The 26,903-nt window shown below is 43.8% G+C and carries 29 protein-coding genes; 26 read left to right on the top strand and 3 right to left on the bottom strand.

Annotated elements, in window-relative coordinates; all coding sequences use genetic code 11:
* Nucleotides 1–3: 3 nt before the first annotated feature.
* The 26 genes from B3X18_RS00145 to B3X18_RS00020 all read left to right on the top strand — a co-directional run bounded on the left by B3X18_RS00145 (nucleotide 4) and on the right by B3X18_RS00020 (nucleotide 24,577).
* Complete coding sequence (locus B3X18_RS00145; protein WP_286934878.1) at nucleotides 4–495, top strand: terminase small subunit; 492 nt, start codon at nucleotides 4–6, stop codon at nucleotides 493–495.
* Nucleotides 485–1,891 carry a phage terminase large subunit gene (terL, locus tag B3X18_RS00140; protein WP_286934876.1) on the top strand — a complete coding sequence of 469 codons (1,407 nt, stop codon included), beginning with the start codon at nucleotides 485–487 and terminating at the stop codon, nucleotides 1,889–1,891. Before B3X18_RS00145 ends, terL begins: the two co-directional genes overlap by 11 nt.
* A gap of 8 nt (nucleotides 1,892–1,899) precedes the next feature.
* On the top strand, nucleotides 1,900–3,339 hold the full coding sequence (locus B3X18_RS00135) for a phage portal protein family protein (RefSeq protein WP_026444328.1): 1,440 nt from the start codon (nucleotides 1,900–1,902) through the stop codon (nucleotides 3,337–3,339).
* The gene (locus B3X18_RS00130; RefSeq protein ID WP_026444327.1) at nucleotides 3,339–4,595 is read left to right on the top strand and encodes a phage minor head protein; all 1,257 of its coding nucleotides are present in this window, start codon (nucleotides 3,339–3,341) and stop codon (nucleotides 4,593–4,595) included. The genes B3X18_RS00135 and B3X18_RS00130 overlap by 1 nt, the downstream gene beginning before the upstream one ends.
* A 55-nt stretch (nucleotides 4,596–4,650) precedes the next feature.
* Nucleotides 4,651–5,568 (top strand): hypothetical protein, encoded by a 918-nt coding sequence (locus tag B3X18_RS00125; protein ID WP_286934871.1) that lies wholly within the window; start codon nucleotides 4,651–4,653, stop codon nucleotides 5,566–5,568.
* A 13-nt stretch (nucleotides 5,569–5,581) separates the two neighbouring features.
* Nucleotides 5,582–5,929, top strand: coding sequence for a head decoration protein (locus tag B3X18_RS00120; protein ID WP_286934869.1), 348 nt, complete (start codon nucleotides 5,582–5,584; stop codon nucleotides 5,927–5,929).
* A gap of 11 nt (nucleotides 5,930–5,940) precedes the next feature.
* Nucleotides 5,941–6,921: a major capsid protein gene (locus tag B3X18_RS00115; RefSeq protein WP_286934867.1), complete on the top strand. Its 981-nt coding sequence runs from the start codon at nucleotides 5,941–5,943 to the stop codon at nucleotides 6,919–6,921.
* Between the two features lie 7 nt (nucleotides 6,922–6,928).
* Nucleotides 6,929–7,363, top strand: a complete 435-nt coding sequence (locus tag B3X18_RS00110; RefSeq protein ID WP_026444323.1) for a gp436 family protein — start codon at nucleotides 6,929–6,931, stop codon at nucleotides 7,361–7,363.
* A gap of 2 nt (nucleotides 7,364–7,365) precedes the next feature.
* Nucleotides 7,366–7,869, top strand: coding sequence for a phage virion morphogenesis protein (locus B3X18_RS00105; RefSeq protein WP_286934864.1), 504 nt, complete (start codon nucleotides 7,366–7,368; stop codon nucleotides 7,867–7,869).
* Entirely contained in the window at nucleotides 7,859–8,293 is a 435-nt protein-coding gene (locus tag B3X18_RS00100; protein WP_286934862.1) for a phage tail terminator protein, read from the top strand. Before B3X18_RS00105 ends, B3X18_RS00100 begins: the two co-directional genes overlap by 11 nt.
* A 9-nt stretch (nucleotides 8,294–8,302) precedes the next feature.
* Nucleotides 8,303–8,497: a hypothetical protein gene (locus B3X18_RS00095; protein ID WP_139880861.1), complete on the top strand. Its 195-nt coding sequence runs from the start codon at nucleotides 8,303–8,305 to the stop codon at nucleotides 8,495–8,497.
* Nucleotides 8,487–9,233 carry a hypothetical protein gene (locus B3X18_RS00090; protein WP_286934860.1) on the top strand — a complete coding sequence of 249 codons (747 nt, stop codon included), beginning with the start codon at nucleotides 8,487–8,489 and terminating at the stop codon, nucleotides 9,231–9,233. The genes B3X18_RS00095 and B3X18_RS00090 overlap by 11 nt, the downstream gene beginning before the upstream one ends.
* Nucleotides 9,234–9,635: 402 nt before the next feature.
* The gene (locus tag B3X18_RS00085) at nucleotides 9,636–10,166 is read left to right on the top strand and encodes an antA/AntB antirepressor family protein (RefSeq protein ID WP_286934859.1); all 531 of its coding nucleotides are present in this window, start codon (nucleotides 9,636–9,638) and stop codon (nucleotides 10,164–10,166) included.
* A gap of 75 nt (nucleotides 10,167–10,241) precedes the next feature.
* The gene (locus B3X18_RS00080; RefSeq protein WP_286934858.1) at nucleotides 10,242–10,802 is read left to right on the top strand and encodes a hypothetical protein; all 561 of its coding nucleotides are present in this window, start codon (nucleotides 10,242–10,244) and stop codon (nucleotides 10,800–10,802) included.
* A gap of 57 nt (nucleotides 10,803–10,859) precedes the next feature.
* Entirely contained in the window at nucleotides 10,860–11,459 is a 600-nt protein-coding gene (locus tag B3X18_RS00075) for a hypothetical protein (protein WP_286934857.1), read from the top strand.
* Nucleotides 11,460–11,612: 153 nt separating this feature from the next.
* Nucleotides 11,613–14,852 carry a tape measure protein gene (locus tag B3X18_RS00070; protein ID WP_414632237.1) on the top strand — a complete coding sequence of 1,080 codons (3,240 nt, stop codon included), beginning with the start codon at nucleotides 11,613–11,615 and terminating at the stop codon, nucleotides 14,850–14,852.
* Nucleotides 14,852–15,277, top strand: a complete 426-nt coding sequence (locus B3X18_RS00065) for a hypothetical protein (RefSeq protein WP_144745108.1) — start codon at nucleotides 14,852–14,854, stop codon at nucleotides 15,275–15,277. The genes B3X18_RS00070 and B3X18_RS00065 overlap by 1 nt, the downstream gene beginning before the upstream one ends.
* Complete coding sequence (locus B3X18_RS00060) at nucleotides 15,267–17,231, top strand: hypothetical protein (protein ID WP_286934855.1); 1,965 nt, start codon at nucleotides 15,267–15,269, stop codon at nucleotides 17,229–17,231. Before B3X18_RS00065 ends, B3X18_RS00060 begins: the two co-directional genes overlap by 11 nt.
* A 2-nt stretch (nucleotides 17,232–17,233) precedes the next feature.
* Nucleotides 17,234–18,850, top strand: coding sequence for a hypothetical protein (locus B3X18_RS00055; RefSeq protein ID WP_286934854.1), 1,617 nt, complete (start codon nucleotides 17,234–17,236; stop codon nucleotides 18,848–18,850).
* Nucleotides 18,851–18,903: 53 nt separating this feature from the next.
* Nucleotides 18,904–20,118, top strand: coding sequence for a hypothetical protein (locus tag B3X18_RS00050; protein ID WP_034675310.1), 1,215 nt, complete (start codon nucleotides 18,904–18,906; stop codon nucleotides 20,116–20,118).
* Nucleotides 20,111–20,464 (top strand): hypothetical protein, encoded by a 354-nt coding sequence (locus B3X18_RS00045; protein ID WP_034675308.1) that lies wholly within the window; start codon nucleotides 20,111–20,113, stop codon nucleotides 20,462–20,464. The genes B3X18_RS00050 and B3X18_RS00045 overlap by 8 nt, the downstream gene beginning before the upstream one ends.
* Nucleotides 20,461–20,847, top strand: a complete 387-nt coding sequence (locus B3X18_RS00040; RefSeq protein ID WP_286934853.1) for a hypothetical protein — start codon at nucleotides 20,461–20,463, stop codon at nucleotides 20,845–20,847. The genes B3X18_RS00045 and B3X18_RS00040 overlap by 4 nt, the downstream gene beginning before the upstream one ends.
* Nucleotides 20,848–20,861: 14 nt before the next feature.
* The gene (locus tag B3X18_RS00035; protein ID WP_286934852.1) at nucleotides 20,862–23,108 is read left to right on the top strand and encodes a hypothetical protein; all 2,247 of its coding nucleotides are present in this window, start codon (nucleotides 20,862–20,864) and stop codon (nucleotides 23,106–23,108) included.
* Nucleotides 23,101–23,331 (top strand): hypothetical protein, encoded by a 231-nt coding sequence (locus B3X18_RS00030; protein WP_034670929.1) that lies wholly within the window; start codon nucleotides 23,101–23,103, stop codon nucleotides 23,329–23,331. Before B3X18_RS00035 ends, B3X18_RS00030 begins: the two co-directional genes overlap by 8 nt.
* Before the next feature lie 66 nt (nucleotides 23,332–23,397).
* On the top strand, nucleotides 23,398–23,796 hold the full coding sequence (locus tag B3X18_RS00025) for a hypothetical protein (RefSeq protein ID WP_005406115.1): 399 nt from the start codon (nucleotides 23,398–23,400) through the stop codon (nucleotides 23,794–23,796).
* 265 nt (nucleotides 23,797–24,061) lie between these two features.
* A complete protein-coding gene (locus B3X18_RS00020) occupies nucleotides 24,062–24,577 on the top strand; it encodes a glycoside hydrolase family 108 protein (RefSeq protein ID WP_034671001.1) in 516 nt (171 codons plus the stop codon).
* 66 nt (nucleotides 24,578–24,643) lie between these two features.
* Here the strand turns inward: B3X18_RS00020 and B3X18_RS00015 are convergent, their stop codons facing one another.
* The 3 genes from B3X18_RS00015 to B3X18_RS00005 all read right to left on the bottom strand — a co-directional run bounded on the left by B3X18_RS00015 (nucleotide 24,644) and on the right by B3X18_RS00005 (nucleotide 26,719).
* Nucleotides 24,644–24,826 carry a hypothetical protein gene (locus B3X18_RS00015; protein WP_034670927.1) on the bottom strand — a complete coding sequence of 61 codons (183 nt, stop codon included), beginning with the start codon at nucleotides 24,824–24,826 and terminating at the stop codon, nucleotides 24,644–24,646.
* Between the two features lie 105 nt (nucleotides 24,827–24,931).
* Entirely contained in the window at nucleotides 24,932–25,219 is a 288-nt protein-coding gene (locus tag B3X18_RS00010) for a hypothetical protein (protein WP_155756787.1), read from the bottom strand.
* A 279-nt stretch (nucleotides 25,220–25,498) separates the two neighbouring features.
* Nucleotides 25,499–26,719 (bottom strand): tyrosine-type recombinase/integrase, encoded by a 1,221-nt coding sequence (locus tag B3X18_RS00005; protein ID WP_286934851.1) that lies wholly within the window; start codon nucleotides 26,717–26,719, stop codon nucleotides 25,499–25,501.
* Nucleotides 26,720–26,903 lie beyond the last annotated feature (184 nt).

Genomic DNA, 26,903 nt, shown 5'->3' with positions numbered 1-26,903 from the left:
AATATGTCAGAACAATACCCTGGCGCAGACCCACTTGTGGATGATCGTCATGAGTTGTTCTGCCATGAATATTTAATTGATCTTAGTATCAAGAATGCAGCAGCACGAGCCGGATTTAGTGAAAGAAGTGCTCGTCAACATGGTTGGGTGGTTTTTAATCGTCCGGAAGTAAAAGAGCGGATTGCTTTTCTGCGTGAAGAGCGAAATCGAGAGCTTGGATTGGATAGCTATTATGTATTGAAAAACCTCAAATCTATAGCTGAAAGATGCATGCAAGCTGAAGAGGTGATGATTGATGGTGAGCCCTCTGGTGAGTTTAAATTTGAACATTCGGGAGCGAATAAGGCTCTTGAGCTCATTGGCAAACACATTGGTATGTTCAACGACAAGGTAGAACATACTGGCAAGAATGGCGGGCCAATCCAGACAGTCAATACAACCATTACTTTGGATGAGTTTAAAAAAGCCCGAGAGGATATTTTAAATGACTACTGAAGCGAGAGATGTGGCAATACAAGTTGAAGCTCAAGAGGATTTGTATTTCTTCTCTCGCTATATGTTCAAAGAACGTCGTAAGTATAAGTGGATGCATAACTGGCATCATCGGGTGGTCTGCGATGCACTTATGAAAGTTTTTCGCGGTGAAATAAAACGCTTAATCATTAATATTCCACCACGTTACTCCAAGACTGAATTGGCGGTAATTAATTTTATGGCTTGGTGCTTTGGTAAAGTGCCGGACTGCGAATTTATTCATGTGAGTTACTCTGCCACATTGGCTGCAAATAATGCATTTCAGACTCGTAATCTGGTCCAAGAGCCCGCTTTTAAAAAGATATTTCCCGACCTTATACTACGGGATGATAGTAAGGCTAAGGATGATTGGCGCACTGTTGCTGGTGGTGTGTGCTATGCACAGGGTACGGGCGGAACTATTACAGGTTTTGGTGCTGGCAAGATTAGAGATTCATTTGGTGGGGCAATCATTATTGATGACCCGCATAAAGCGAGTGAGGCACGATCCGATACCATTCGTAAAGGTGTAATTGAGTGGTTCCAAAATACACTTGAGTCTCGTACGAACTCACCAGATACACCAATCATTGTCATTATGCAGCGTTTGCATGAGGAAGATTTGGCAGGCTGGCTGCTTGATGGCGGTAATGGTGAAGAATGGCAACACTTATGCCTTTCTGCAATCCAAGATGATGGCACTGCGCTCTGGCCTGCAAAGCATACTATTGAAACATTAAATCGAATGGAGTTGGCAGCACCTTATGTTTTCTCAGGGCAATATCGTCAAAGACCATCACCACCAGCCGGTGGTTTTTTTAAGCCTGACAATATTGAAATTGTAGATGCATTGCCGAGTGAAATTATTAAAGAGGTTCGCGCTTGGGATTTGGCATCTTCTGAAAATGAGGGTGACTACACGGCTGGTATGCGTCAAGCCAAAGGCAAGGATGGGTATATCTACATTGTGGATGTGCAGCATGCCCAGCTTGGACCAGACGGTGTTGAGAAACGTATTAAACAAACTGCTGAGATGGATGGTAAGTCTGTAGCAATTCGATTACCCCAAGATCCGGGACAAGCTGGTAAGGCTCAAGCTAAAAGCTTTATCAAAATGCTGGCTGGTTTTTCTGTCAAAGCCGAGACTGTTTCTGGTGATAAGATTACCCGTGCTCAGCCTTTTGCCGCTCAGGTCAACGTCGGCAATGTGCGGATGCTTCGCGGTGCTTGGAATAAGCCATTGATTGAGGAAATGCGTAACTTTCCAAACGGCAAGCATGATGACCAAATCGATGCTGGAAGTGATGCATTTAATGAATTACTGGAAGCCAGGACAAAAGCCCGGCCATCTGGCGCAGGCTCGAGAACATTTAATTAGGAATAACTATGGCAAAGTCTAAAAAAGACAAAGTTAAAAATAAGGCTTTGTCTAATGGTTCACTCGACTCTCATTTAGCAGTAAAGAGTTTTTTTAATGCCGGCAAAGCTGCCGATGTTGACGAGACTTTAATGAAAGCAGGTATTCAACGTCACCGATTGTCTGTCTTACTTGATGATGATGAGATTGGTCAAGCTGCTGAAACTCGCTTGGATGCGTTGCTTGGTGCGCCTTATCGTTTAGAGCCTAACGACACACCCGAAGCCGAATTGCTTACTCAAGAGATGAATGAGTGGTTCGTGGAGCTTGCAACGTGTGCACACAATGCGCTGTTCTTTGGCTATTCGGTGCAAGAGGCGATTTACGAGCAAAAGGATACGCATATTGGGCTTAAATGGATTGGCGAAAAGCCGATGGAGTGGTTTGAGCCTAAAAACGATGGTCGTTTGATTTATCGTGCTGAATCGGGTTATGAGGTGGAAGTAGATCAAACAGTTAAGTTTTTCCTAACTCGTCGCAAATCTTCATATAAGCAACCGTATGGCAAGGCGTTATTAGCTTCACTCTACTGGTTATTCTTCTTCAAACAGAATGGATTTAAGTTCTGGGCGAAGTTTTTAGAACGATTTGGCACACCGATTTTGCTTGGAAAGGTGAAAGATGGTGATGATGAAGATATTCGGGCAATGAATGATGCACTACTGTCTGCTCATGCTCAGTCTGTTGTCTCAATTGATGCTGAGGATGATGTAGAAGTACTTGGGGGGGCGCAAGGCACAGCAGGGTCGTCATTTGAAACATTCAATACCGAAATCAAGCGTCAGATTCAAAAGCTCATTTTAGGCCAAACACTTACAAGCGGCACTGATAATTCAGGCAGTCGAGCATTGGGCCAAGTGCATGAGAATGTACGGAAAGACAAACTCAAGTCTGATATTCGGATGATTACACCGACGATTCAAGCAGTCGTAAATGCTTTGTGTGAGTTGAACCAGTGGTCGAAGCATAAAATCATTATCGGTGATGAAAAGTCGCTTGAGACAGATAAAGCTGAGCGCGATGTAAAGCTTAAAAATGCAGGCGCAAATCTAACACCACAATACTTTCAGCGTGAATATGGATTGCAAGATGGTGATATTGCAGAGACTCAAGAGCAAACACCTAAGACTTTTTCAGCTATTCCGAAACGTGCATTTAGTTTCAAGGCTGACATGCAGGGTATTGATCCAAATCAACAAGAAGTGGATGATAAAATTGATGTAATCGATAAGCAGCTATTCTCGGAAAGTGAGCTGCTTAAAGTTGTTGAGTCATCTGCCGATGTTAATGATCTGCAAGCCAAGCTATACGAATCCATGTTGAGCGAATCGGTTGAGAAATTCAATGCAATCATGGCAAGAGCTTTATATTTATTTGATGTGGTCGGGTATGTTCAGCGGAGCAAGTGATGACAATAACCTACGCTGAAGCACTCCGTTATGCTCGTGATAAGCGTGTTGTTCTGCCTGAAGAGTTCTATTTATTGGATTTGAATGCAAGACAATACGCAACCACAGTAAGTGGATTGGCTTCACTTGATCAGATTAAGACTGTAATCAATCTATCTAACAAAGCAATTGAAAGCGGTTCGACATTTCAAGAGTTTCAAAAGGCGGTTAAAGAGTCAGGGATTGAGCTTAGCCCGCACCACCTGGATAATATTTTCCGCACGAATATTCAGAATGCTTATGCTCACGGTATCTGGACGCAGCAGCAGGAGAATAAAGCTAATCGGCCTTATTTGAAATATTCATCATTAACGGATAGTCGAGTTCGTCCAAGTCATTTAGCTTTAAACAATATTGTTAGGCATATCGATGACTCATTTTGGCTGACACACTACCCACCAAATGGCTTTTTATGTCGGTGCGGTGTGGATGCTTTGACTGAAGCGCAAGCCAAAAAGCAAGGCATTACTATTGATGATGAATTGCCAGATGTGCAGCCTGATAAAGATTGGTCAACAAGCCCGGGCAATTATGGCAAACACTTAAATAATGTGCTTCAAGAAAAGATTGATGATGCATTACTCACAAATACACCGCTTGCACGAAAATTAAGTGATATTCAAAACGAAGCTTTAGCCTCGCAGCAAGCGAATGAAAAAATTGTGAAAGCATTTGAGCCTATGTCTGAGGTATCCAAACAGGTCAATGAAGCTATTGTTGATCGTGTGCTTGAGTCTAAAAAGGATGTTGAGCCAAGTGCAATACGAATGTTGACCGAGCTTGTAAGAGATGATGAGCAAGTATTAACTGATCTGCTTAAAAATGCCGTGGTGAAAGATGACAGATCAATCGTTGGCTGGATGAAACGTTCATTTGATTCGCTGCTTTCAATTGCAAAGAATCTTAAAAATAAGCTCACAGGCAACAATCTGAAAGGCTTTGATTCTCTTAATCTGCAAAAAGGTAATGTGATTGGTATTCAAACACCAACTTTATTTAAAACTTCAGCTGAAGCAGGGAAAAGCATCACAATCTTAGACATGAAGGGGCAGGCTTTGGATTTATCTAAGATTAATGGCTTGAAAGGTGCGCTATTGGCTCCTGATTTGAATTTAGAGGTCATTAGCATTACCGATAGTAAAGTGGTGCTAAGAAAGACAAACGAGCTTGCTACACGGCTATTTGTGGCAAATAACACATTATTTAATTTGTATTAATCAAAATCAATTTAAGACCGTCCTATTTGGGCGGTTCTTTTTATGGAGCATGAAAATGCCAGAACTACAAGAAAAGCCAAAAGATCAGTTTTGCTTTGAACTTGGGCAGTTTGCTGTTGAGCAGCCAGTCGAAGGGAAAAAGAAACGAACCTTTACAGGTGTGGCGTACAGCGGTGAGCCGATCCTTGATCACTGGTATTGGGATCGAGTTATTTTTGATTTGGACTCTATTCAGATTAAAGGTCGTATTCCCGCATTACTTGAGCATCGTTCAAGTCAACGAGCAGGGGCGATCAATAGTCACAGTATTGACTATGCACAAGGTTTGGTTATCTCGGGCGACTTAATGAGTAATGAGTTTGGCTCACAAGTCGCTCAAGACTCAGATGATGGCTTTCCGTGGCAGATGTCGGTGCGTATTGAGCCTAGCTCAACCGAAGATATTGCAGCGGATCAAGCGGTAACAGTGAACGGTAAAACGTATCAAGGGCCTATCACAGTGTTCCGTGGCGGTCGTATCCGTGAAGTATCTTTTTGTGCCTTAGGTGCTGATGACAATACAAGTGCAGTGGCGGCAAGTCACAACCCAACCCAACCAACCAAAGAGGGCACTAACGTGACCGAATTAGAACAGGCGAAAGCCAAAATTCAAGAGCTTGAGCAGAAAAACACTCAACTCGAATCAGATGTGAAGAAATTCGCTGCTGAAAAGCGTGAGGCTGAAATCACGGCACTAACCGCTGAAACCAAAACTGAATTTTCAGTAGAAGAAAAAGCCGAAATGGCAAAACTGGACGATGCTGCATTTGCATTTTCCGCTGCTCAAATTCGCAAATTTTCAGCAAATTCAACTTTAAAAAAGCAAGGTCTACCTGACCACCTGACTAAACACCAAGCAGGTGGCGATCCAGCTCAAAATCAATTCAACGCAAAGCCGATGTCACTCGCTGACCAGGCTAAAGCACGTAAATAAGGGGTAATACAAAATGGCTGTAACTAAAAAAGGCGTAACGTCGGATTGGCTGGCTTGGGAATTAGATGGCAACCATCGTCCGAGTCGTGAAAATGCAACCGTAGCAATCAATCAAACGATTGAAGACGGTCAACCAGTATCACTAGATGCATCAGGCGACATCGTTGCATTTGATGGCACTGGGGCTGTTGCAGGTATCGCAATTGGTGCAGTGAAAACAACCACTGAAAAAGGCGAAGGCGTGATCTTGGCTCATCAAGCGCGCATTGTGGCTGAAAAATTAAAAGTCGAAGCGGATGACTTGGCGACTGTTGTTGCTGGTCTTAAGACTCTTGGCATCACTACTGTGCGCTCGGCATAAGGGGAAAAAGAATGGGCGAATTAGAATTTAGTACACAGGAATTATCCACTGCTATTACAAGTTTACCAACTCGCATTGGCAATCCAAACGATGTGAATTTATTTCGCAACGTACCAGGCACAACCAGTGCGTTTGAAGTTGAATTTTATGCTGAAGACACGGTTTTAGTGCCAACAACTGCCTGGGGTGGTGTTGCTCCAAAAAATAGCAGCGGTACTCGAACTTTAGAGACCTTTGCGATTCCGCACATGCCACTTGAAGATGTTGTGAAAGCATCTGATGTGATGGGTGTGCGCGCGTTTGGCGGTACTGCTGCTGAAACTGTAAATGGCAAGGTGCTCGATAAACTTCAGATCATGAAAAATAAAATCGATACCACACTTGCTTATCGTCGCACGAAAGCAAAACAGGGCATCATTTTAGATGCTGATGGCACAGTGATTGTAAACTACAACACGCGCTTCGGTGTTGCTCCGCAGGTTGTTGATTTTGAATTGGGAGTTGCAACTACTGATGTGGCTGCTAAGTGCCAAGACGTTATTGATCAAATCGAAGATGGTCTAGGTCAAGAAACTACATCAGGTATTGAAGTCGAAGTTGATCGTGCATTTTACGATGCCTTGGTTGCTCACAAAAACGTGCGTGAAGTGTTCTTAAACTGGTCTAAAGGCGCTGATGTTCTTGCAACCGGTAACAAATCAGGCTTTGAATTTGGCGGCTTAAAATTCATTGTGAACCGTCAAAAAATTGGTGGTGTACCGCTGATTGGTGTGAAAGAAGGTCATGCATACCCACTTGGCACACAAGATGTATTCTTAAACGCATTAGCTCCTGCTGACTTCTCTGACACGGTGAATACGCTTGCATTGCCGTATTACGCATCTCAAGAGCCATTGAAGCACAACCGTGGCTTTGAGCTTCATGTTCAATCAAACCAATTACCAATCGTTGCTAAGCCAAAAGCATTGGTGAAAGTAGTTTCAACCAAATAGGTGACCTATGTACGCAAACCGAGCCGATCTGGTCTTGCGTTACGGAGAGGTTGAGGTCTCACAATTAGAACGAAGTTTGACTGCTAATGAGTCGGTCAACTCCTACATCGAAGATGCGTCTGATATTGCCGATGGTTATATCGGGGTCATCTACGATGTGCCGCTTTCCGACCCCCCTAAAAACTTAAAAATCTATATCTGCGATATTGCTCGATTCTTACTGTGGCGTTCCAAAGCGTCCGACCAAGTGCGTCAGCGATATGAAGATGCAATCGGGTTTTTAAAACGCGTGGCGGATGGGAAGGCAACGCTTCTAATTCAGGATGCTGAAACTCAAGAAGTAACCAAGCCGAAAAAAGTTAGAGCTAGCGCACCACTTGGGACGACGTACACAGGTGGTGTTTTCTCAAACGCAAAACTTGATGATATGCCGAGTCTTTAATCATGGCGGATACTATTCAATTTCACGGTCAAGAAAAGATAACCGAGTGGCTGAACAGAGTTTTAAAGGAAGCTGGCGACCACTCCAAGTTGATGCACAACATCGGCTCAATACTAGAACACAATACAAAACAGCGTATTAATACCGGTATTGGTACTGATGATAAGCCTTGGCAAAAGTCATGGCGTGCAAAGCTTCAGGGCGGTACAACGCTTCGTGATACAAGTCGATTGTATAACTCAATTAAATACACTGTTTCTAGCGATGGCAAGCGCGTCACCGTTGGAACCAATGTGTTTTATGCTCCTGTTATGCATTTCGGTGCTCGAATTACTGCCAAAAATGGCAAGTATTTGAAGTTTAAATCGTCAATGGGTGGCTGGGCACAAGTTAAAAGCGTCACTATTCCGCCGCGCCCATTTCTTGGCATGTCTGTGGATGACTCTCAGGAAGTTCTGTTTGAGATTGAAGAGTATTTGTTGGAGTTATTACTTAATGCTAAGTGATTATTTTGCAGTTGAACCGAAGATTGTTGAGTTGCTAACACCCAGTGAAGGCATTTTGGCAGTAAATACACCGTTTAGCGTTGATGACATGCTTCAGATTACAAACATAGCTCCCGCTTTAAATGTAATTTATGTCGGTGATCGGGTGGGCGATAATGTTGGGCAAGGTAGGTCGAATATGGTCACTCAGCAATGGTTGATCGTTTTAACTGTACGTGATGCATCATCGCAACTTAATCAAACGAGCAATATTCGTAAAGAAGCAGATCCGCTGATCCGTGAATTGTTAAGTAAGATGCAAGGCTTTAATCCTCAGATTGCAGGCTTTCGGTCATTTGAGCGTGTTGATGCGGGTGTGCAAATTGGCTCATCTTCAGGCTTTGCGTATTTCCCTTTCTTATTTGAAATCAAATTTACTAATTAGGAGCCAGTCATGGCAGCAAAGCAATATGTAGCCCAACAACCATTAGGGCGTTTCAAAAAAGGGGATTTCGTGGGTGGACTCACCGATGCTGAAATCCGACAGCAATTAGATGCAGGTACGATCAAGGAGGTAGAAAAGCCCTCTGAAGAGTCGAAACCAGCTGCAGCAAAAACTACAAAAGAGGTAAAAGCAGATGGGAAATAAACCAGACGTTATTTCGTTACAGGGTGAACTGTTCCTGGCTAAAATTATTAATGGTGCGGTATCAGGTATGTTTCCAGTAGGAAGTATGCCGGCCCTGCAGCTTCAAATTACTTCGGATTCGACCGATCACTATGAGTCAAAAACAGGTTTTCGTACGAAAGATGCAGTACTGCGAAAGCAGACAGGAGTATCTGTAAACGGCACCCTGGAAGAGGTAACCAAGCAAAATCTTGCCATGGTGATGAGTGGTAAAGTTACTGAAGTATCTGCAAGCACTATTGCTGATCGCTCACTAGGTACTGTTGAAGCTGGGACCATGATTGATCTGGGTGAGCGTAATCTGTCAGAAGTTAAGTTTAAAGACGGCGCTGATACAGATATTGATACCAGTACCTATGTACTCGATTCGGCATTCGGTACAGTGATTTTTAATATTGCACCGACTGGTGACGTTAAGTGGTCAGGTAAAGCCGGAAAATTAACACGTACTGCGATTGCAAACGATATCGGCAATGAATACCGCTTCTTCTTTAAAGGTGTTGATACCTATAAAGGAGATAAGGTTGCCGTGACTTTATGGCGTGTGGAGTTTTCACCGGAAACGGAATTTGATCTGATCAATGAAGATTTCTCTAGTTACGATATTGAGGGCGAATGCCTGGCTGACATTACCAAGGTAAATGATGCTGAACTTAGCATGTTTGGCCACATTGATCGTTTTAATGTAGCAGCTTGATACTTAAAGCTGAGTAACTAAATCCAAAATACAGGCACAGGGGCGCATAAGCGTCTTTTTTTGTGCCTGTGTTTATAGCATATCGTCTTGTATATGGCTCATATACAAACCTATGTAATTTACTACCCTGATGACAGAGAAGTATATTTTTTAAAGCGAAGCCGGCCTAACAAGTCGGCTTTTTTAATGCACGGAACTTAAGTAACAAAACAAGAAAATTGGACGATTAGACAATTTTCTAACTGAAAAAATAAGCCTTGCAGTAATGCAGGGCTTTTTTTTACGCCTGTTTTCAGGCAAACCACTGGCTAGGCTGATCCCCGAAAAGAAGATGGTCGTTTCGACTATTCATTGCATCTTCTTGCCAGTGCTTCTTTTTTAATGAGTAGTCGGAGCAGATCAATGAATGCAATCGTAAAAATTGAAAATCAAACCCCATTTGTCGAAGTCGAATTAAATGGAAAAGTTCAGCTCGGCGTGAATGCGCGTGACCTACATAAAATGCTAGAGGTTAAGACGGACTTTTCGGATTGGATTAAGCGACGCATTAAACAATGTGGCTTTGAAGAGAATTTTGATTTTATTAAGCTCCTCAAAAAAGAGGAGCTTTCAAAAACAGGACAAAACCTAATTGAGTACATCATCTCAGTGGATATGACCAAACACCTTGGGATGATGGAGCGCAATAAAAAAGGTCATGAGATCCGCAAATACTACATCGAGCAAGAGGAATTGGCTCGTCAACTCAAGGATGGGCTACAGGTGCGCATTGGCAAGCTTTCAGCACAACTTGAGGTGATTACTCAATCTCTGTCAGGTGCAGCAAGCCTCCTATCAATCCACGGCAAACAAACTAAGCCAGCATTACTAAAAGAACTGGATAATCTAATTAAGGAGGCTCAGCCATCCTTAGATTTTAAAGATGATGAATAAACAAAAACTATTCTGGATTTTAAATACGAAATTCAAACCAACGCCACCTTCGGGTGGCTTTTTCGAGATCCCCTCATGAATGATTTTTTTCTAGCAGCTAATCGCTCTATCACAGTGAATGATGTTGAAGTTCACCAGATCCAGATAAAAGATTTTGACACTTGGGCAACCCATGCGGAAGTACTTAAGAACTTCATCAAAGATAAAGATCATTCAGATGAGATTTTGAATGAGTTATTTACAGCTCATGGTGTGCAGGTCATTTCAACAATTACATGTGTAACCGATCTGGATAATGAATCATTACTTAAACTTGCCGCTGATGAGCAAGGATTTAAGGATTTGCTTAAAGCAGTGCTTTTGGTTAATCAGGCTTACTTCAAGTATGAAAAGCCAAAGCGTGGTATTAAAAAGAAAGATGACTCCACTTGGTTTGATTCATTCCAGTTTCTAGTATCAATGGGCCATCAGCATAGTGAAATCATGGAAATGACTTACGGTGCATTCCAGAACTACGTTAAGGCAGCAAACAAGCTGTACAAGCAGGGAATCTTCAATAACGCTATTGCGGCGCGTGTGGCTCAAGCTGACAAGAAAGGTTTTGAATCATTTAAGAAAGAAATGATTTCTGATTGATCGACTATCTTCCTAAAGTTATGATGTGAAAATAATAATTTAGGGGGGGGTTCTTTGGTGAAGTATTTAATTATTGGCCTTTTGGTTTTAGCATCCGGCATGTTTTATTTTATGCACCAAAGCAATAAGGCGTCAGCCGAAAGATTGAAGCAGGCTGAGATTGCACATCAGCAGAAGCTAGAGATGGAAAAGCAGGCTGAAGCTGAGGCTCAAAAGAAGCATGAAATGGAGTTAAAAGCAAAGCAGGCAGAGAGGAAAAAAATAGAACAGGCTGCTGAGCTAGAAAAAGCTCAAAAAATAGAAATTGAACAACAAGAATATAAATTATTTATGTCTTTGTTAGCTAAATGGATGTCTCAGGATAATATTGCCGGATCTACATCTCGCATTGCAGCCTCAGCTCCGGTTACCGAGTTGAGAAAAATACACGATGAATTGAGATCCACAAACATTACTGGCTGCTTAAAAGATGCAAAGGGTAAGCTTTTGGATGCTATGAATGATGACTTGACAATGTATTTATATTTTATGCAAAACGACATAAGAGGAAATTTGAAAATACCAGATTTAAAAGTTAGTTATTTGAATAAGCTATCCAATGCAATAGAGCTATCAACTGGTTGTAAAAATCAGTTTGGACTCAAGAGTAATTCTTAATAAATCAAAAGCACCTTAGGGTACTTTTTTAATGTCTAACACATACCCGCTTCGGCGGGTTTTTTAATACCTAAAATTTTACCTGCCATTGAGCGGGTTTTTATTGCCCGGAGAAACCAGATGGCTGGAAATTTAGACTTTCGCTTAAACCTGTTGGCAAATACCACTGGTCTACAGCAGGGCATGGATGGTGCTAAATTTGCTGTCAATGCACTTGTTGCCGCGATGGCTGCGGTTGGTGTTGGTGTGTCGGTCAGTGGATTGGTTGCAGCAGCCGATTCATACACAAATCTTTCTGCCCGAATCAACATTGCGACTAAAGATGGTGGTGACTTCACATCTGCAATGGCGGGTGTTCACCAGGTAGCACTAGCAACAAATTCAAGTCTTGAGGCTACTGGTAGTTTATTTACCAAGGTGAATGATGTTGGCAAACAGATGGGAATGACCCAGCAGCAAAGTCTGGAACTGGTAAAAACCATCAATATGGCCATTCAAACAGGAGGTGGATCAGCACAGGCCAGTGAAGATGCTATTGTCCAGTTTACCCAGGCACTGCAATCTGGAGTACTCCGTGGTGATGAGTTCAACTCAATCATGGAACAGGCTCCAGGAATTTCTAAAGCCTTGGCTCAATCCCTTGGTGTGACTACAGGTGAGTTACGTACTATGGCAGAAAACGGCGAGTTATCTGCTGAGCGCGTAATCAAGGCATTACAAAGCCAATCCGCTGCAATTGAAGCTGATTATGCTAAGTTCCCAACCACCATTGGTAACGCATTGCAGCGTATCACTACACAATGGCAAATCTTGATTGGCACCATGGACCAAGCAAACGGCGCATCTGCAACTGTGGCGCAATGGCTGGTTACTCTTGCTGACAATATGGACGTAGTGGAGACCATACTTGAGGACATTGGCGAGGGATTTATCTGGGTAGGGGATCAGCTTAAGAAGATTGACCCAGCCACATTTGAAGCACTTAAAGAGGCATTAAGTACTGCTTATGAGACTGTAAAGTCTATGGCCAGTACTATAGGGACTGGAATTGGAAACACTGTAGATCAGTTAAATACACTCCTTGGAGCAATATTTAATTTTGAAAGCGGCATAGATACAGCAAAAGATAAGACTAATGGCTTCACCAAAGCCCTGCAGGCTCTCAATGTAGTATTTGGATTCATTGGTGATGGTTTTGAAGCAATTAGTATAGTTTCCAACCTGCTTGCTGGCGTGTTTTATGATGTTGGTGCTGCATGGATAGGGTTTAAAGCCAATTTCAAATGGGGCGATGCCAAGGATCAGGCTATTGCAGATATGGATGCAATGGCCAAGAAAGCACAGGATTATTATGACCGTGCAACTGCTGGTGCAATGGGCTTTAAATCTGCAGGTATTGCTGCTATTGAAGACATTGGAAAGACCCAAGATCAGAAAAACCAAGAATCCCTGCAGAGCAACAATGCCACCTTTGCAGAACTAGCAAAGCAGAATCAAGAATTTACCCAAAAGTCTAAAGATTTGGCAGCTGAACGTGCTGCCATTGATACACAATTAAATCAGGCTCGCAAGGATGGCAACCAGTCGACCATTGATGCAATTATCCAAAAATCTAATGAGCTGGAAGGCCGCGAGAAGGAGCATGCAGCCAATAAGGCCGCATTAGATAAGGATATGCTGGCTTCTGCTCAAGATTATGCCGAGGCTGCTATCAAAGCCAATGGCGGTGTCATGGACGGCGTGATGCAGGCTGATCTATTAACCAAAGGCTACATCGTTACCATTGATGAAGCTGGCAAAGTATCTGTTCAAGCTGGGGAAAGCGCAGCGCAGGCAGCAGAAAAAGCTAAAGAGAAAGAGGAAGCACTTAAGCTTGCCAAGGAGAATGTCAAAAAAGCAGACGAAGAATTGCTTGCCTACCAAAAACAAGCTGCTGTTGAACGAGTTTTACTGGATAAGCAGATCGAGGAGGCCAAGAAGTCTGGTGATCTAAATGCTTTAGCTTCTGCTCAGGCGTCCATTACCGCCATCAATACCAAAGAAGCAGAGTTGGCCAATAACCGTGATTTACGTATAGCTGAATTAAATAAAGCTAATACTGGATCTGGCCAAGTGGCTGAAACTGCATATTCAAGAGCCTCTGCTGCTGCCAAGCTATTTGGTGTTGATCTAGATGTGTCGCTAAACAAAGTCTCAAAGTCATTTTCCAGTTCCGGGAATGAACTGGATGGACTTAAGATCAAGTTGGGTGAGGTGGGGTATACGGGTAAACAAGCCGGTGATGTTCTTTACCAGGCATGGGAGGATTGGCTTAGTAAGGCCAAGAGCCAAGCTGAAATTGATATGGCCAAAGCCAAGCTTCAAGAGTTTGGAGATCAAGGTAAAGTTTCGACTGCTCAAGTAGAGCAAGGCCTCATTGCTATCAAAATGCAGGCTCAAGGATTACCAGATGATATTGATCCGGTTACTGAAGCATTTAAGCGATTAGGCATCCAAACCAAAGAGCAATTAAAGTTGGCCGCCCAGCAAGCCTTAATGGACTACATCACAATTCGGGATAGCGGAAAGGCGACTGCTGAAGGTATCCAGAAAGCATATGAGAAAGCTGCTCAGTCTGCAGCAGCATCGGGTGATGCAGGTGTGATTGCTGCGACTAATGCTGCGAATGCAGGCCGCAATCTGGAAATCCAGATTGATGACAGCGGTCAGGCTGTAGTCAAAACCATGAATGACTGGGCCAAAGCCAATAATCGGGTAGAGAACTCAGCCAGTGCCATTGGTGATGGTTACCGTGAAGCTGGCCGGGTCGCAAGAGAGGAGGCCAAATCCTCTACTGAAGCCTGGTCAGAAGCGCTTACTGCCATGCAGGGCAAGCTTAAAGCCTCTAAAACTGGAGTCATGGCTAAAAACGGTTATTCAGTTGATGAGATTGAGCAGCAGCTGACTGAAATGGGTTATGGGGGCAATGTTAAGCAGAAAGCTAAAGAACTGTTCCAGACCGCTCAACAGGGTCCAGGTGGTTATTACCGTTCAGCCTCTCATGAATATGCTGCGCGTTATGGTGTCTCTGCATACGACAACCAGAAACAGACGGGCAATTATATGTACATTGCCGAGCAGCTGGAAAAGCTGGAAGAGTATGCAGGCAAGTCGGGCAGTGTAGGTGCAAGCTCCAAAGCTAAAACAGTTGTGCCTGAGGTGAATATCAACAGCCTGGCTCCGGATGTGAGCTATCCTAAAACCAGTTTACCGGTATCAGATCCAGCCAGAACCGTACGTTATGAGTTTGATCTAGGCAATGGTAAAACCGCAACAATGTATGGATCGCCTAATGATGGTGATGATCTGGAATCGATGCTGAGAAAACTGGAAATGATAAAAAAGAGTAGCTAATGAAATTAATACGAGTGTCTACATCAGAAACCGTCCCGCTTGAGGACGGTTTTTTATGGTCTGATGAATTTGAATGGAAGCCCATCGAGCAGAAACAGAGTCGGGCTATTGATGGTTCTCTAATTATCCAGGAGGGCCGTAAAAAAGCAGGTCGTTCAATTGTGCTGGAACCGGCAGATAACACGATGGGCTGGATCAAACGCCGTGATTTACGCACGGTTCAAGCCTGGTCTGCTTTATCTGAACAATTCATTCTGGCTTTTGAGTATCAGCACGACAGACGTGAATTTCATGTGATTTTTAACCATGAAGCCGGGGCTTTGGAAGCTGCTCCAGTGAAGGGAATTCCATCTGTATCTGAGGATGACTATTACAACGTGACTTTACGTTTTATTGAAGTGGGGGAACTATACAGTGGCAATTGAAACTAAAAATCTGGTGCTCTATAAATCTGAGCGCCTGAGCGATACAGAAGATGGTGGCGGTAAGTACTCTGGCCAGATCATTGAAGACGGCCAGAGCAACAACCTGTTTAATGATGTGTCTGAACTTGACCGCACCATGGGTGATGTGTCACTGCGTAAACTGTTCCCCGCCGTGACAACGAATGATACAGATTTGCTTATGGGGGCTACGGTCTTCATCTCGGAAAACCCGAAAGATCCCAATGTCTCAGCTTTGCTGTTTAGTACAAAGTCATGGATTGATGAGCGCAAGTCCGCCCAGAACCGGATTGAAAACTATCTGGCCAAGGGTGGACAGGCGGCAGGGAGTCCACTGGATACACATTATGCCGGTATGAAAACCCTGCAGGTGGCGATGTTTCTGAGTGAAGTCGAAAGCTCGGTGGGCAGTACGCTGGTACTGGTCTCGAAAGAAGGCCAGGCACTGCAGCATGAGCAGTATGTTCGCATCACCAAAGTTGAAACCCGTATTGCCAAGATGGTCATCGATGGGAAGGAAGTTGAATATAAAATTGCCACCTACAGTATCAATGATCCACTCGATCAGGATTATGTCGGACTCTCTGCAAGACAATGGTATAGCGGCGAAAAGTCCGAAACGATTTTACGGGATACCATCGTAGCCGATACAGGTAAGTATTACGCCTCATCTAATCTGGCCAATGATGCCAAAGTCGGTGAGTTTACTGTAAATGCAAAAAGTATCTTTGCTCAACTGGTACCATCTGCCCAAACCGAAACGCCAATTGTAGATGTAAACGCAGCTGGGGAAAGTATGGTGCTGGTACCGGGTAACACTGCTGCTATTACTGCAACTTACTCGACCACCATTGGTACCGCTCAGAACCTATATATTGGTTCATCTGTCATGCCATCGAGTGTCTCGTTTAACCTGTTTGGCCAGCAGATCACTGATCAGGGCGGACTGCTTAAAAACACTTCTGGTACCCAGGTTGGAACAATTGATTACCAACGCGGGCTGATCCAGTGGACGCAAGCTGCAGGTGCAGGATCTGCAAACTTAAGCATGACCTTTAAGCCTGCTTCAGCACCCAACCAGTACTTCCAGTCTGAAACCCGGCCCGTTACTCAACAAAACCAGAGTGCCAACTGGACCGGTGTACTGGTACCACCGCCTGCGCCGGGCAGCCTTTCAGTTTCTTATATGTCACAGGGCAAGTTTTATGAACTGAAAGATGATGGTTCGGGGCAATTAAAAGGTGCAAGTACTTCGTTTGGCTCTGGCGCAGTCAACTATGAGACCGGTTCCTGGTCTATTACGACGGGTGCCTTACCGGATGTGAATACACCAATTCTGTTGCTGTGGGGTACACCGCTGGCAACCTTTGTACGCTCAGGTCTTGCGGTTGAGCCGGCAGCATTCGAGTTTGATTTGCAGCAAGCAGGAATAGCCTCAGGCAGCGTGACAGTAAAATGGTTGCTCGAAGGCAAGAGTATGACCGCGACTACTAACACCTTAGGTCAGTTTGGTGGCGATGCCACGGGTACCTTTAACTATGCCAGCGGTCAAGGCCGGCTGGTCCCAAATAAACTGCCGCAGAAAAACACGGTCTTTACCATTAACTATAGCTATGGCGTACCGCTTGGTCAGACTGTTGAAAATGTCATGCCAGCTGATCAAAAGCTGAAATTTACCATTGGTTCCGGCGCTGCAATACAACCCAATAGTGTTGAGTTAAGTGTACCGGTTGCTGATCAAATCGGGTCAGTCATCGGTACAGTGGTTTTAACTGATATTCCAGTGAATGCCGAAGTCGGCAATCTGGTTGATAGCAAAGGTAAAGTACAGGGCACCATCACCTATGCAACAGGTGCGGTAGAAATTATTCCTGAGGCGACCAGCTCGGTTTTCACCAAATCCTATATACCAACTGCGGTCTATGGAGCAGCATAATTATGTCATTTTATTTACCCGCCACTTCTCAAATTAAGGAAGAAATAGTGCAGCTCGGGGCATACCGGGCAACCAGTATTAGTGTGAAATACCGGGATACTTCAGGCGTAAGTGCCGGGGTCAAACAGATTACCGGTGACAAGCTGCGCTTTGATCTGACCCAGGGTTTTGATGAGCAGATCCTGACAAAATCAGTTCGCTTCAATCTTGGCACAGATACTTTTGTGGACCGCGACGGTACAATTTATCGTAACCCGGACCCAACAAACAACAGCGCAATTGCATCGGGCATTATTCAATATGGTACCGGCAAGATCGAAATCGAAAGCTGGACACCAAATACCGATAACCGTCTGACACTGCAGTCTTTAACCACCACCACAGATATGCCCCCGGTCAACCGTATCAGCTTTAGAACACCGGTCAGTCCGCTGCGTCCCGGATCATTAACAGTCGTCGTCGCCACACTGGACTTTGGGCAGCTGACACTGCGGGCTGATGACGATGGCATCATTGAAACCAGCCGTGCACATGGCCAGATTAATTACGATACCGGTTTTGTGGATCTGTTTTTTTATACCAAGACTGAAATCACGGAAAGTAATCGTACAGGAATTGAAGAGCAGGACTGGTATGACGTTCTGCTCGAGTACGATGAAGCTGGCAAAAGGTACATTAATATACCGGTATGGGTTGCGCCGGAGACTGTACGTTATAATGCGGTGGCTTATACTTATATTCCACTGGATGCTGAGATCTTGGGGCTATCCGCTACACGTCTGCCGCTGGATGGCCGGGTACCGATTTACCGGGTTGGTGATATTGCTATTGTCAGTTCCAGTAAAGCCTTTGAACTGCCGGATTATGTGGCTGGCCAGACTTATGAGTTGCCAGATCAGCGCATTTCATGGGCCGAGCTTGAAGATGCCGACGGGGTAAAAGTACCGTTTGATATGTACAGCGTGGACTATGACTATGGCAAGTTTACTCTGGGCGGTGATTTTGCTTTAAATGCGCTGACCGCACCATTGACAATGAAATATCGCTATCAGGACATGCTGCTGATCCGTGATGTGCAGATCAACGGCCAGCTCACCTTCACCAAGCCACTGACCCACAATTATGATGCTGAAAATACCATTGTCGGTTCAGCGTTGGTCATTGGTGATATGCAGGCCCGGTCCACTGGGAAATTTGTACAACAGACTTGGGATAGTATCTGGTCAGATGAGGCCACTGGTGGGGCAATTTCAGCCAATTACAATGATGCCTTATATCCAATTGCAGTCACGAATAATGGTGCAATTCAGGAACGCTGGGCGCTGGTTTTTACTGGAGATCAATCGTTCCGCTGTGTGGGTGAATACTCGGGACAGATTGGTACAGGAACTATCAACACAGACTATGCCCCAATTAATCCGGTGACCGGTGTACCGTATTTCATCATTAAAAAAGAAGGCTGGGGACAGGGCTGGGTGAGTGGTAACGTGCTGCGCTTTAACACAGTGGCTGCAACCTTCCCGGTCTGGGTCATTCGCACCGTAAAGCAGTCCGAACCGACAGTGCTATCAGATCAGTTTCAAATCATGCTGCGCGGTGACATTGACCGCGTGGTTTAAAAGTTAAATCAATTATGGCCGCGTTAAGCGGTCTTTTTAATGGGTAAATAAAAATGGTAATGAAGCAGACACAGACCAAGATGTTTGATTTTGCAGATATCGGCCTGGATTTCAGTGCAGGCTCAAAAAGTCTTTTTCCGGATCGTTTTAAAAAAATGCTGGCTCAAGGCTATAACACGCAAACTGTATCAAGTGTTACGGTCGAGGGAAATCAGGTCACACTCAATTATGGGGGAAGTCATGGCTATGCAGCAGATCGGGTACTTAAGCTGAATAGCCCGGCACTTGTAAACATCAACAAGGGCGAATTTGTAATTGACAGTGTTACTGCCCAGTCGGTGACTTTAACCATCGACAATGCGCCAGCTGCCATATCTGGAAATTTCACCACGTATGTAGCTTCACTGGGGTATGAACTGGTCTACGAACAGGCAAATATTCATGTGTACAAATTTAAGGCTCTGGATGAATCAGCCCTTTATTTAAGACTGTGTTTCCAGAACCAGCCGGCAAGACGAAACTGTATCAGTCCATGTATTGGTAAAAGCTTTGATACAGCTACCGGTAACATTACAGATAGCGATGCACTTATTGAAACAGCAAGTGTACAGACTCCTGGACCTGGCATGAAGTGGGAGTATAGTTTTTTTGCAGACTCTTCTTATGACACATATACATATAAACAGGGTGAAGCCATGTTTGGAAAAGGCTGTATTGTGGGTAGTCCGTACCACCTGTTTAGCCTGCATTCCAGTGCAGGTGATCAGGGGCGTGTTACAGGTTTTGCACCAACCTGCACTCTTGATTATGCAGTATTGCAATATCCGGTATTGATAGGTGAGTCCTATGCAAACATGGGAGGAAACGGGCTGAATTTTCAGGGAGAAGCAGGTCGGGGATATATTGGTAATATCAGGGTAGTTTTTGACCTGGCCCCCACAAATGAAGGCAATGCATTATTTACAATGCCTCAGGCGAACTCATCATTTTTACCCATTTCCATAGACACATTCAATACTACGACCGCAGCGCCTGTTTTTTGTTATGAGTTCACGACAAAACAACTGGTTGGCGCGATCGCTGCAGGAATGTATGTGGCTAAATATGCAGCTTCAAATACGCCGCCACCAAAATCAATAAGTTCACCATCAACCACTTACGACATTGATATGAATAGCAAATGTCTGATTCATTTTATTAGCGCGTCCTACAGTACCTTCAACTTTGTCTATCTGGCCTTTCCAGTAGAGGAGGTCAAAATTGCTTAAAATTTTTAGAACCTTTTTTGGCGGTTATGTACCTGATTATGTAAAGCTCAAAGACCGGAAATATATGATCTTGAAGTTGCCCAAACCGCTGATCACTATATCTTCACCGGATCAGGGTTTCGGTTGTATCAAGGGAACCACCAAAAAACTGGGCCAAAGTTATTTTCCTGTCCCGGTATGTGTATTTAAGCGCAGTACCCGACAATTACTTTGGGAAACCAAATCCAGATCGGATGGTACTTACCATTTTAGAAATATTGCGATTGGCCTGGAATGTTTTGTCATCGCCTTTGACCCTAACAATCAATATAACGCAGTCATTCAGGACAAGGTGGTAGCTAAATGAGTAAAACATCGGTTAAGGCAAAGCTTGCCATGATTCAAGCCTTTGCCAGCTTTTTAGATAGCGGTAGCCAGAGTGCTACCGTTATTTTTTATGAGGGTGAGCAGCCAGCAGGTCCAGAAGAAGCCGCAGATCAAGGAAATGCCTTGGTAACACTAAACTTACCTGAACCCTGTATCAAGGAAGTAACAGTCACCCATGTTGAATTACAACCCTCTGACACAGCAACGGTCATTAAAGCAGGTACGGCAAGCTGGGCGCGGATCTATAACGGTGCCGGGGAAGCTGCAGCAGATCTGACTATAGGGACAGATATCAGTCTGGCCAATACCAATCTAGTCGTGGGTGGCACCTTAACCATTCAATCTATCAAGTTAAAACCGTAACCTGAGGTGCTCATGTGGATTTTAAAAACAAGCTGGGGACCACGGATGCCCATAATTTAAATCTGGAATTTAAAGCGGACAATACTGACAGCCATCACATTGTTCTTAACTTTAAACATCAGGCCGATGGGAGCACCGGTCTTAATTTTGGGGACGATATATCTGCAGTTATCGATACTGTTTTAATTACTGAGTCCTCATTTGAACTCACTGCAGTCCATACGGACACAGGTACCGATACTGCAAGCATTGAAACACTGCTAGATACGGAAATTAATGTTGAGCTAACAGCTCTCTTTGCTGATCAGGAGCCGGAACAACCTGTCGATTCTGGCATTGTGCTGGACTTCACCCAGCCATGGACCGGTTCAACTGAATTAAATTTCGGCTGGGACAGTGATGTTGTTGCAATCAGTATTGATACCCGGCTGGAAACACAATTTACATTTGAACTTGCTGCCGAGTTTAAAGAAAATCTTGATCTTGATGCAGAGCTTAATACTGCTCTGGATACAGGTTTTAGTTTTGAGCTGCAGGCCAGCTATAGTGAAAATCGATGTGTTATTGATTCAGTTGCGGATACCAGTTTCAAAACTGGGATTGAAGCAATTTTCGATATCAACTTTATTCGTGGTGTAGAGCGTTACTTGGCTGCCGAGTATCAACTGGCCTTGCCTTGTTTAAGTATAATCAAACTCCCTTGGGCTAAACCGGTATTACGGGCGCATCACAGCGCCTTTTATTTTGAGCACAGTTTAAGCCTGAGTAATCAGGCATTACTTGGCTTTGAAAAGGCTGCCTTGCTGTACCGCTCGGTTCAGCTGCAGCATGAGCAGGCCACTGGTTTATCTAGTGATGCGTACTTTATCTGGCAGGAAAACAAAAGACTGGCCAAAGCGCGAACATTAGTTTTTGAAGAGGGAAGTAGGCTTAGGATCAACCGGACATTTGATTGGGTGGAGCTGGTACGGAAGCGCCAAAACTTGACCTATTCACATCAAGTCGCCCACGTCTTTGAAAAGTGTTTTACATTCGAGTGGGATAAAGGCCTTGAACTGATCACGACCAATAGCATTGCCTGGGATAAAGCTAAAGCCATTCATTACCGCAAGCATCCGGTTCAACCCTGGCCACAACCTGAGCTTCCTGAATATATTGGCAGTACCGACCTGAACTTTACTTGCTTGTGCAGTGAACCAGATCCACATAACCTTATTTTAAACTTTGGGGCAGATGACTGTATTCCAGGACTGCCGCCAAAAAACTGGTGGTATATCGTGAATGAATTATCCGTAAGCCGTCTGGACAATGGCCAGAATATCCTGGTCTATGATGGCAGTTATAGTACAGATCGCAGCCGCTGGTGCTGGTCATATAGCCTGAGCGTACCCGCATCTGAAATACCAAAGCTCGAACCGGTTAATGGTCAGCCTGTGATTTTAAAAATCATGGTGAATGGTACCGAGCATCACATGCTGCTTGAAAACCGCAGCCGCTCACGTCGCTTTGCCGAAACCACTTATACACTGAATGGCCGCAGCCAGTCCGCTTTACTGGACGCTCCCTATGCACCGACACGCTCATTTACCCAGGAGAATGAAAGGACCGCACGGCAGCTCTGTCAGGCTGAACTGGATCGGGTGAATAGCTCAACAACACTGCAGTGGGAGCTGATCGATGAGCTGAGCTGGATTGTTCCAGCGGGCAGCCTGAGCTATTCAAACATGACCCCCATTGCTGTAATCAAAATGATTGCTGAAAGTGCAGGTGGCTTTGTCTACAGCGAGAAGGGCAGCAATACCATCACAGTTAAGCCGAAATATAAAAAAACATTCTGGGATTCAGTCACGGTTGAAGAATATGACCGGCTGATCCCTGAAAGTCTGGTCACAGAGCAGTCTACCGATTATGAGCCTTATCCTGATTATAACGGTATCACGTTAACTAATGACCGCTCTGGCTTAAGTGGCCAGATTAAGCGTACTGGCACTGCAGGTGATACTTTGCTGGAAACAGCGAACAGTCCACTGTTTACCGTTGAAAGCATGGGAGCATATGGCAAAGCAGTTCTAGCCAAGTCAGGTCTGGTCGAAACCCACAATCTGGTGATGCCGATTGGTCCGGATGTGAGTGAATGTGTACCTGGTGATTTAGTGGCATTTAATGCTGAATGGTGGGGCATCATTGATGGGGTCAACGTGTCATTTAATCATGCGGTGATTAACCAGAGTATTAAAGTGGAGAGCATCAATCGTGAGTAATCCATTACAGCGTTTAATCGACTTATTGCCCAAGGCTCCGGAGTTCATTGGCACCATCACCTCAGCAGATCATCCCAATTATAAGGTTTTAGTGGTCGATGGTAGCGGATTGGTTCTGTGCACCAGCAGTACCAAATACGCCACCGGTATCCGGGTATTTGTATCTAACAACGAGATCAAGCGTCCAGCGCCTGAAGGCAGGGTGTTACAGATAGAAATTTAAGAAAGCTAAAACAGTTTAAGCACCCTACGGGGTGCTTTTTTTATATCTAAGAAATGAGGAGGCTATATGCCTGATAGTGAGACTTATGGAGTAAGAGTCGAGAAAAAGCTCGATCAACTCCGGCAAGAAATGGGCGAGCTGAATAACAACGTGATTCGCTTGTCAGAACGCGATGAATATTATCGGTCACAAGCAGTCGCAAACCGACGTGATATTGATTTGCTTCAGGCAGATATGAACCAGGCCAAGGGTGGCCTTACCTTTGCAAAAGGACTTGGAGGCACCGCTCTTGCTGCTCTTGTTGCTTTTGGTGGGTATGTCTTTCAAGGCAATAGATCGCTTGAAAAAGATAATGCGCTATTGAATCAAAAAATGGCAATTGCTGAATCTAAACAGATCCGTATGGATACAGATCTGGCTGCAATGCGAAATCAAATTGACCAACAGAAAAAATTAACCTATTAAATGAGAATCAACCATGAAATTAATAAACGAAAGTGTCTGGAAATTTGACTCAGTAAAATATGGCGCCTATATGGCGCTTTTTTTATCCTGTCTGCAACTGGTTCTGCAGGAAGTATCTAATGCAAATGTGCTGCCAGCAACCTATCAAAGCATTGTATCTATCATCCTTGTTTTACTGGCCACCATTATTGGCCGCAAGAAAGCTCAGCCCGAGCTTAATCCAGAGCCAACCGTTTTAGGCTTTGCATCGCTTCCTGATAACACGATTACCTTTGAGCAGGCATTCGAGCGGCTGATTGGGCATGAAGCAGGTTATACCAATTTACGAAGTGACCCGGGTAACTGGACTGGCGGCATAGTAGGTAAGGGCCAGTTAAAAGGTACTAAGTATGGTATCGCTGCAAACACTTACCCGCATATCGATATTAAGAATCTGACGCTGGCTGAAGCGAAGGAAATTTACCGTCGTGACTGGTGGGAAAAGTTAGGTGCCGAGCAACTGCATTCAGCTATTGTTTTCCAGTTATGGGATTTTGCGGTAAATGCTGGGAAAAGCCGAGCCATTAAAGAACTGCAACAAGTCGCAGGTGTGCCAGCAGATGGCATCATTGGACCGAAAACGATAGCTGCTGTAAACGCCATGGATCTAAATGATGTGCTACTTACTTTGACTGCGGAACGTCTAAAGTTCTACACAGATTTATCTACATTTAAAACTTTCGGTAAGGGGTGGGTTCGGCGTGTGGCAGATAATCTGGTTTATGCAGCTAAGGATAATTAGTATTCTGGTTTGTGCGGTTCTCTCCGGCTGCACAACACACTCAATCCCACATAAATTAAAATACCCTTATTTCATCGTACTCATTAGTTGATTTAGAGCCTCATCCAAGCTATCCAGCTTATTTGCTTCCTTATACTCTGTAAGTTTTTTCAATGTGCCTTCATTTACATAAAAGGCCCGTTTCTTAAATCCTTTTTCAAGCATGCGATTGTGTCGCTCTTTCTGACGTTCTGCTGCTGTACTTGCCATACTTAAAACTCGCTGATATATTTAAGTCACTTAGCTTGCTAAGTAATGTTTACCATCGCTTAGATGGTTAAAGAAAACCCCACTCTGACCAGTGGGGTTTTGCTTTTAAGCCTCTAAAAAGAGTTGTGCAATTTTTAAAGCATTTTCTGTATTGAATTTTGCGCCTTCATCCTTAATGAATTCGAGATTTGCTTCGATTGATTCAATAGAATTATCTTCAGAAGCTTCCCAAGCATACTGTGCAGCAGCATAGTCATTTAATTCATAAGTGGCCGCAACATCACCCCAACCGTAATGATCTACTAAGTGATCTTTGCGATCATTCACAGTGTTAATAAAATCAACAACGGCTGAAACTGAATCTGCATTTGAAAGAGTCATAAAAGTATTCATGTGTATATCTCACTAAGTAATGTTTAATTCATCAAGACTTCTTTGATCTGACCATCTCGTCCTGATGAATTAAATATACAATGTGAGAATCTCACAATCAAGTATTATTTTGAATTCTTTTTAGCCTCCCGACGAACGGTCAACAAACCCCGCCAACTTCAAAAAATTCTAATGGCTCTTGCTCTGAAAACCACGGATTATACCTAAGCGCCCACCCCGGACTTTTATTGTACGGCTTGGCTCGTTTGACTAAATAGCAAATATAAAAGTGGTAAGGGTTCATTTCTCAGCCCAACCATCGACCATGTCGGCCCAGTCTTGCATCATTTTTCTGCGGTCACTCAGCCATTTGGCGTGATCATACGTAGCCTTGACCTTATCACCCTTAACATGGGCAAGCTGCAGCTCAATCCAGTTTGAATTATAGTTCGCTTCGTTTAGATCTGTAGACGCTGTAGCCCTAAAGTCATGCATAGTGATATGACCTAATCCCATATTGCGAAATGCCTGATTTAGTGTTGTAGGCCCGATCATGGATTCATTTTTTACCCCGGGGAAAATATAAGGGCTATCAGGGTAAGCAGCAAATTGCACTTTTAATATTTCTATTACCTGATCAGATAAAGGCACAATATGGATTCGGTTTTTTTTCATATTACGCTTGCCTGCCAGAATTTCTGATCTGGTTGCAATCGGAATAGTCCAGGTCCGAGCATCAAAATCAATATATGACTTTAAGCCTCTGCGAATTTCAATTGTTCTCAACATTGTATAGATAAGAGCTTTAAGTGCATTTCTGGTACTAATTGAACCATCATATTTGCTGATGCTTGGCATAATTTTTTTACGGTCATGAGAGCTGATGGGCTGGGCATTCTCAGTTTCAGGTGCATGAATGTAGCCGCGTAATGCATAAGTAGGGTCGTTAGTTAGCCTGTCCGAAATAATTGCATATTGCATGACTTCGGCAATATTTTGTCGCACCAGAATAGCCTTATTCTCACCAGTACCCTTACCAGACTTCAGCACTCGCTTGACTGCATTGTCCATAATGTTTTTAACATCAACAGAGGTAACATCCTTAATTGGCTTATCTCCGATGACTGGGAAAATATCTACTTCGTATGATAGCTGCCGAATGTAGAGCCAGTTTTCCGACTTCGAGTTTTTCTTATGTTCACAGAATTCTTTTGCAATGGATCTAAAGGTTTCTTCCTGGGCTTGCAAGGCTTCTAATCTTTCATTTTTCTTAACTGCAGCAGGGTCAATATTTTTAGCAAGTTGCTCCCGGAACTCATTAGTTTTAGTTCGGGCATAGGACAGACTGATTTCTGGATACTGCCCAATGGTCAGCATTTGCGGTTTATTGAGGAAGCGATAACGAAAGCGCCAGAACTTTTTACCTGTCGGGCGTACTTCCACACATAAACCAGAGTGGTCAGCAACTCTATAAGTTTTTTCTTTAGGTTTTAACTGCTTGATTTTTAAGTCGTTTAACATGGTGTGAGTAACGTCCGTAATGAATTAAAAGCCCTTACTCACAATATTACTCACAAATAAAAGTAATGTCATTCAAGAAAAGGTTAGGCACAGTAAGAATAATAGTATTGAAAAATCAGTAAGATAAAACAAAAATAAAGATAAGGTAAGACAAGGTAATATCAATGTTGTGTATGGATGCAAT

Source organism: Acinetobacter sp. UBA6571 (assembly GCF_002434085.1).
GTDB classification, from domain to species: domain Bacteria; phylum Pseudomonadota; class Gammaproteobacteria; order Pseudomonadales; family Moraxellaceae; genus Acinetobacter; species Acinetobacter radioresistens.
Note: the sequence above shows the minus strand (reverse complement) of the source record. Positions and strands in the feature narration are given on the sequence as shown.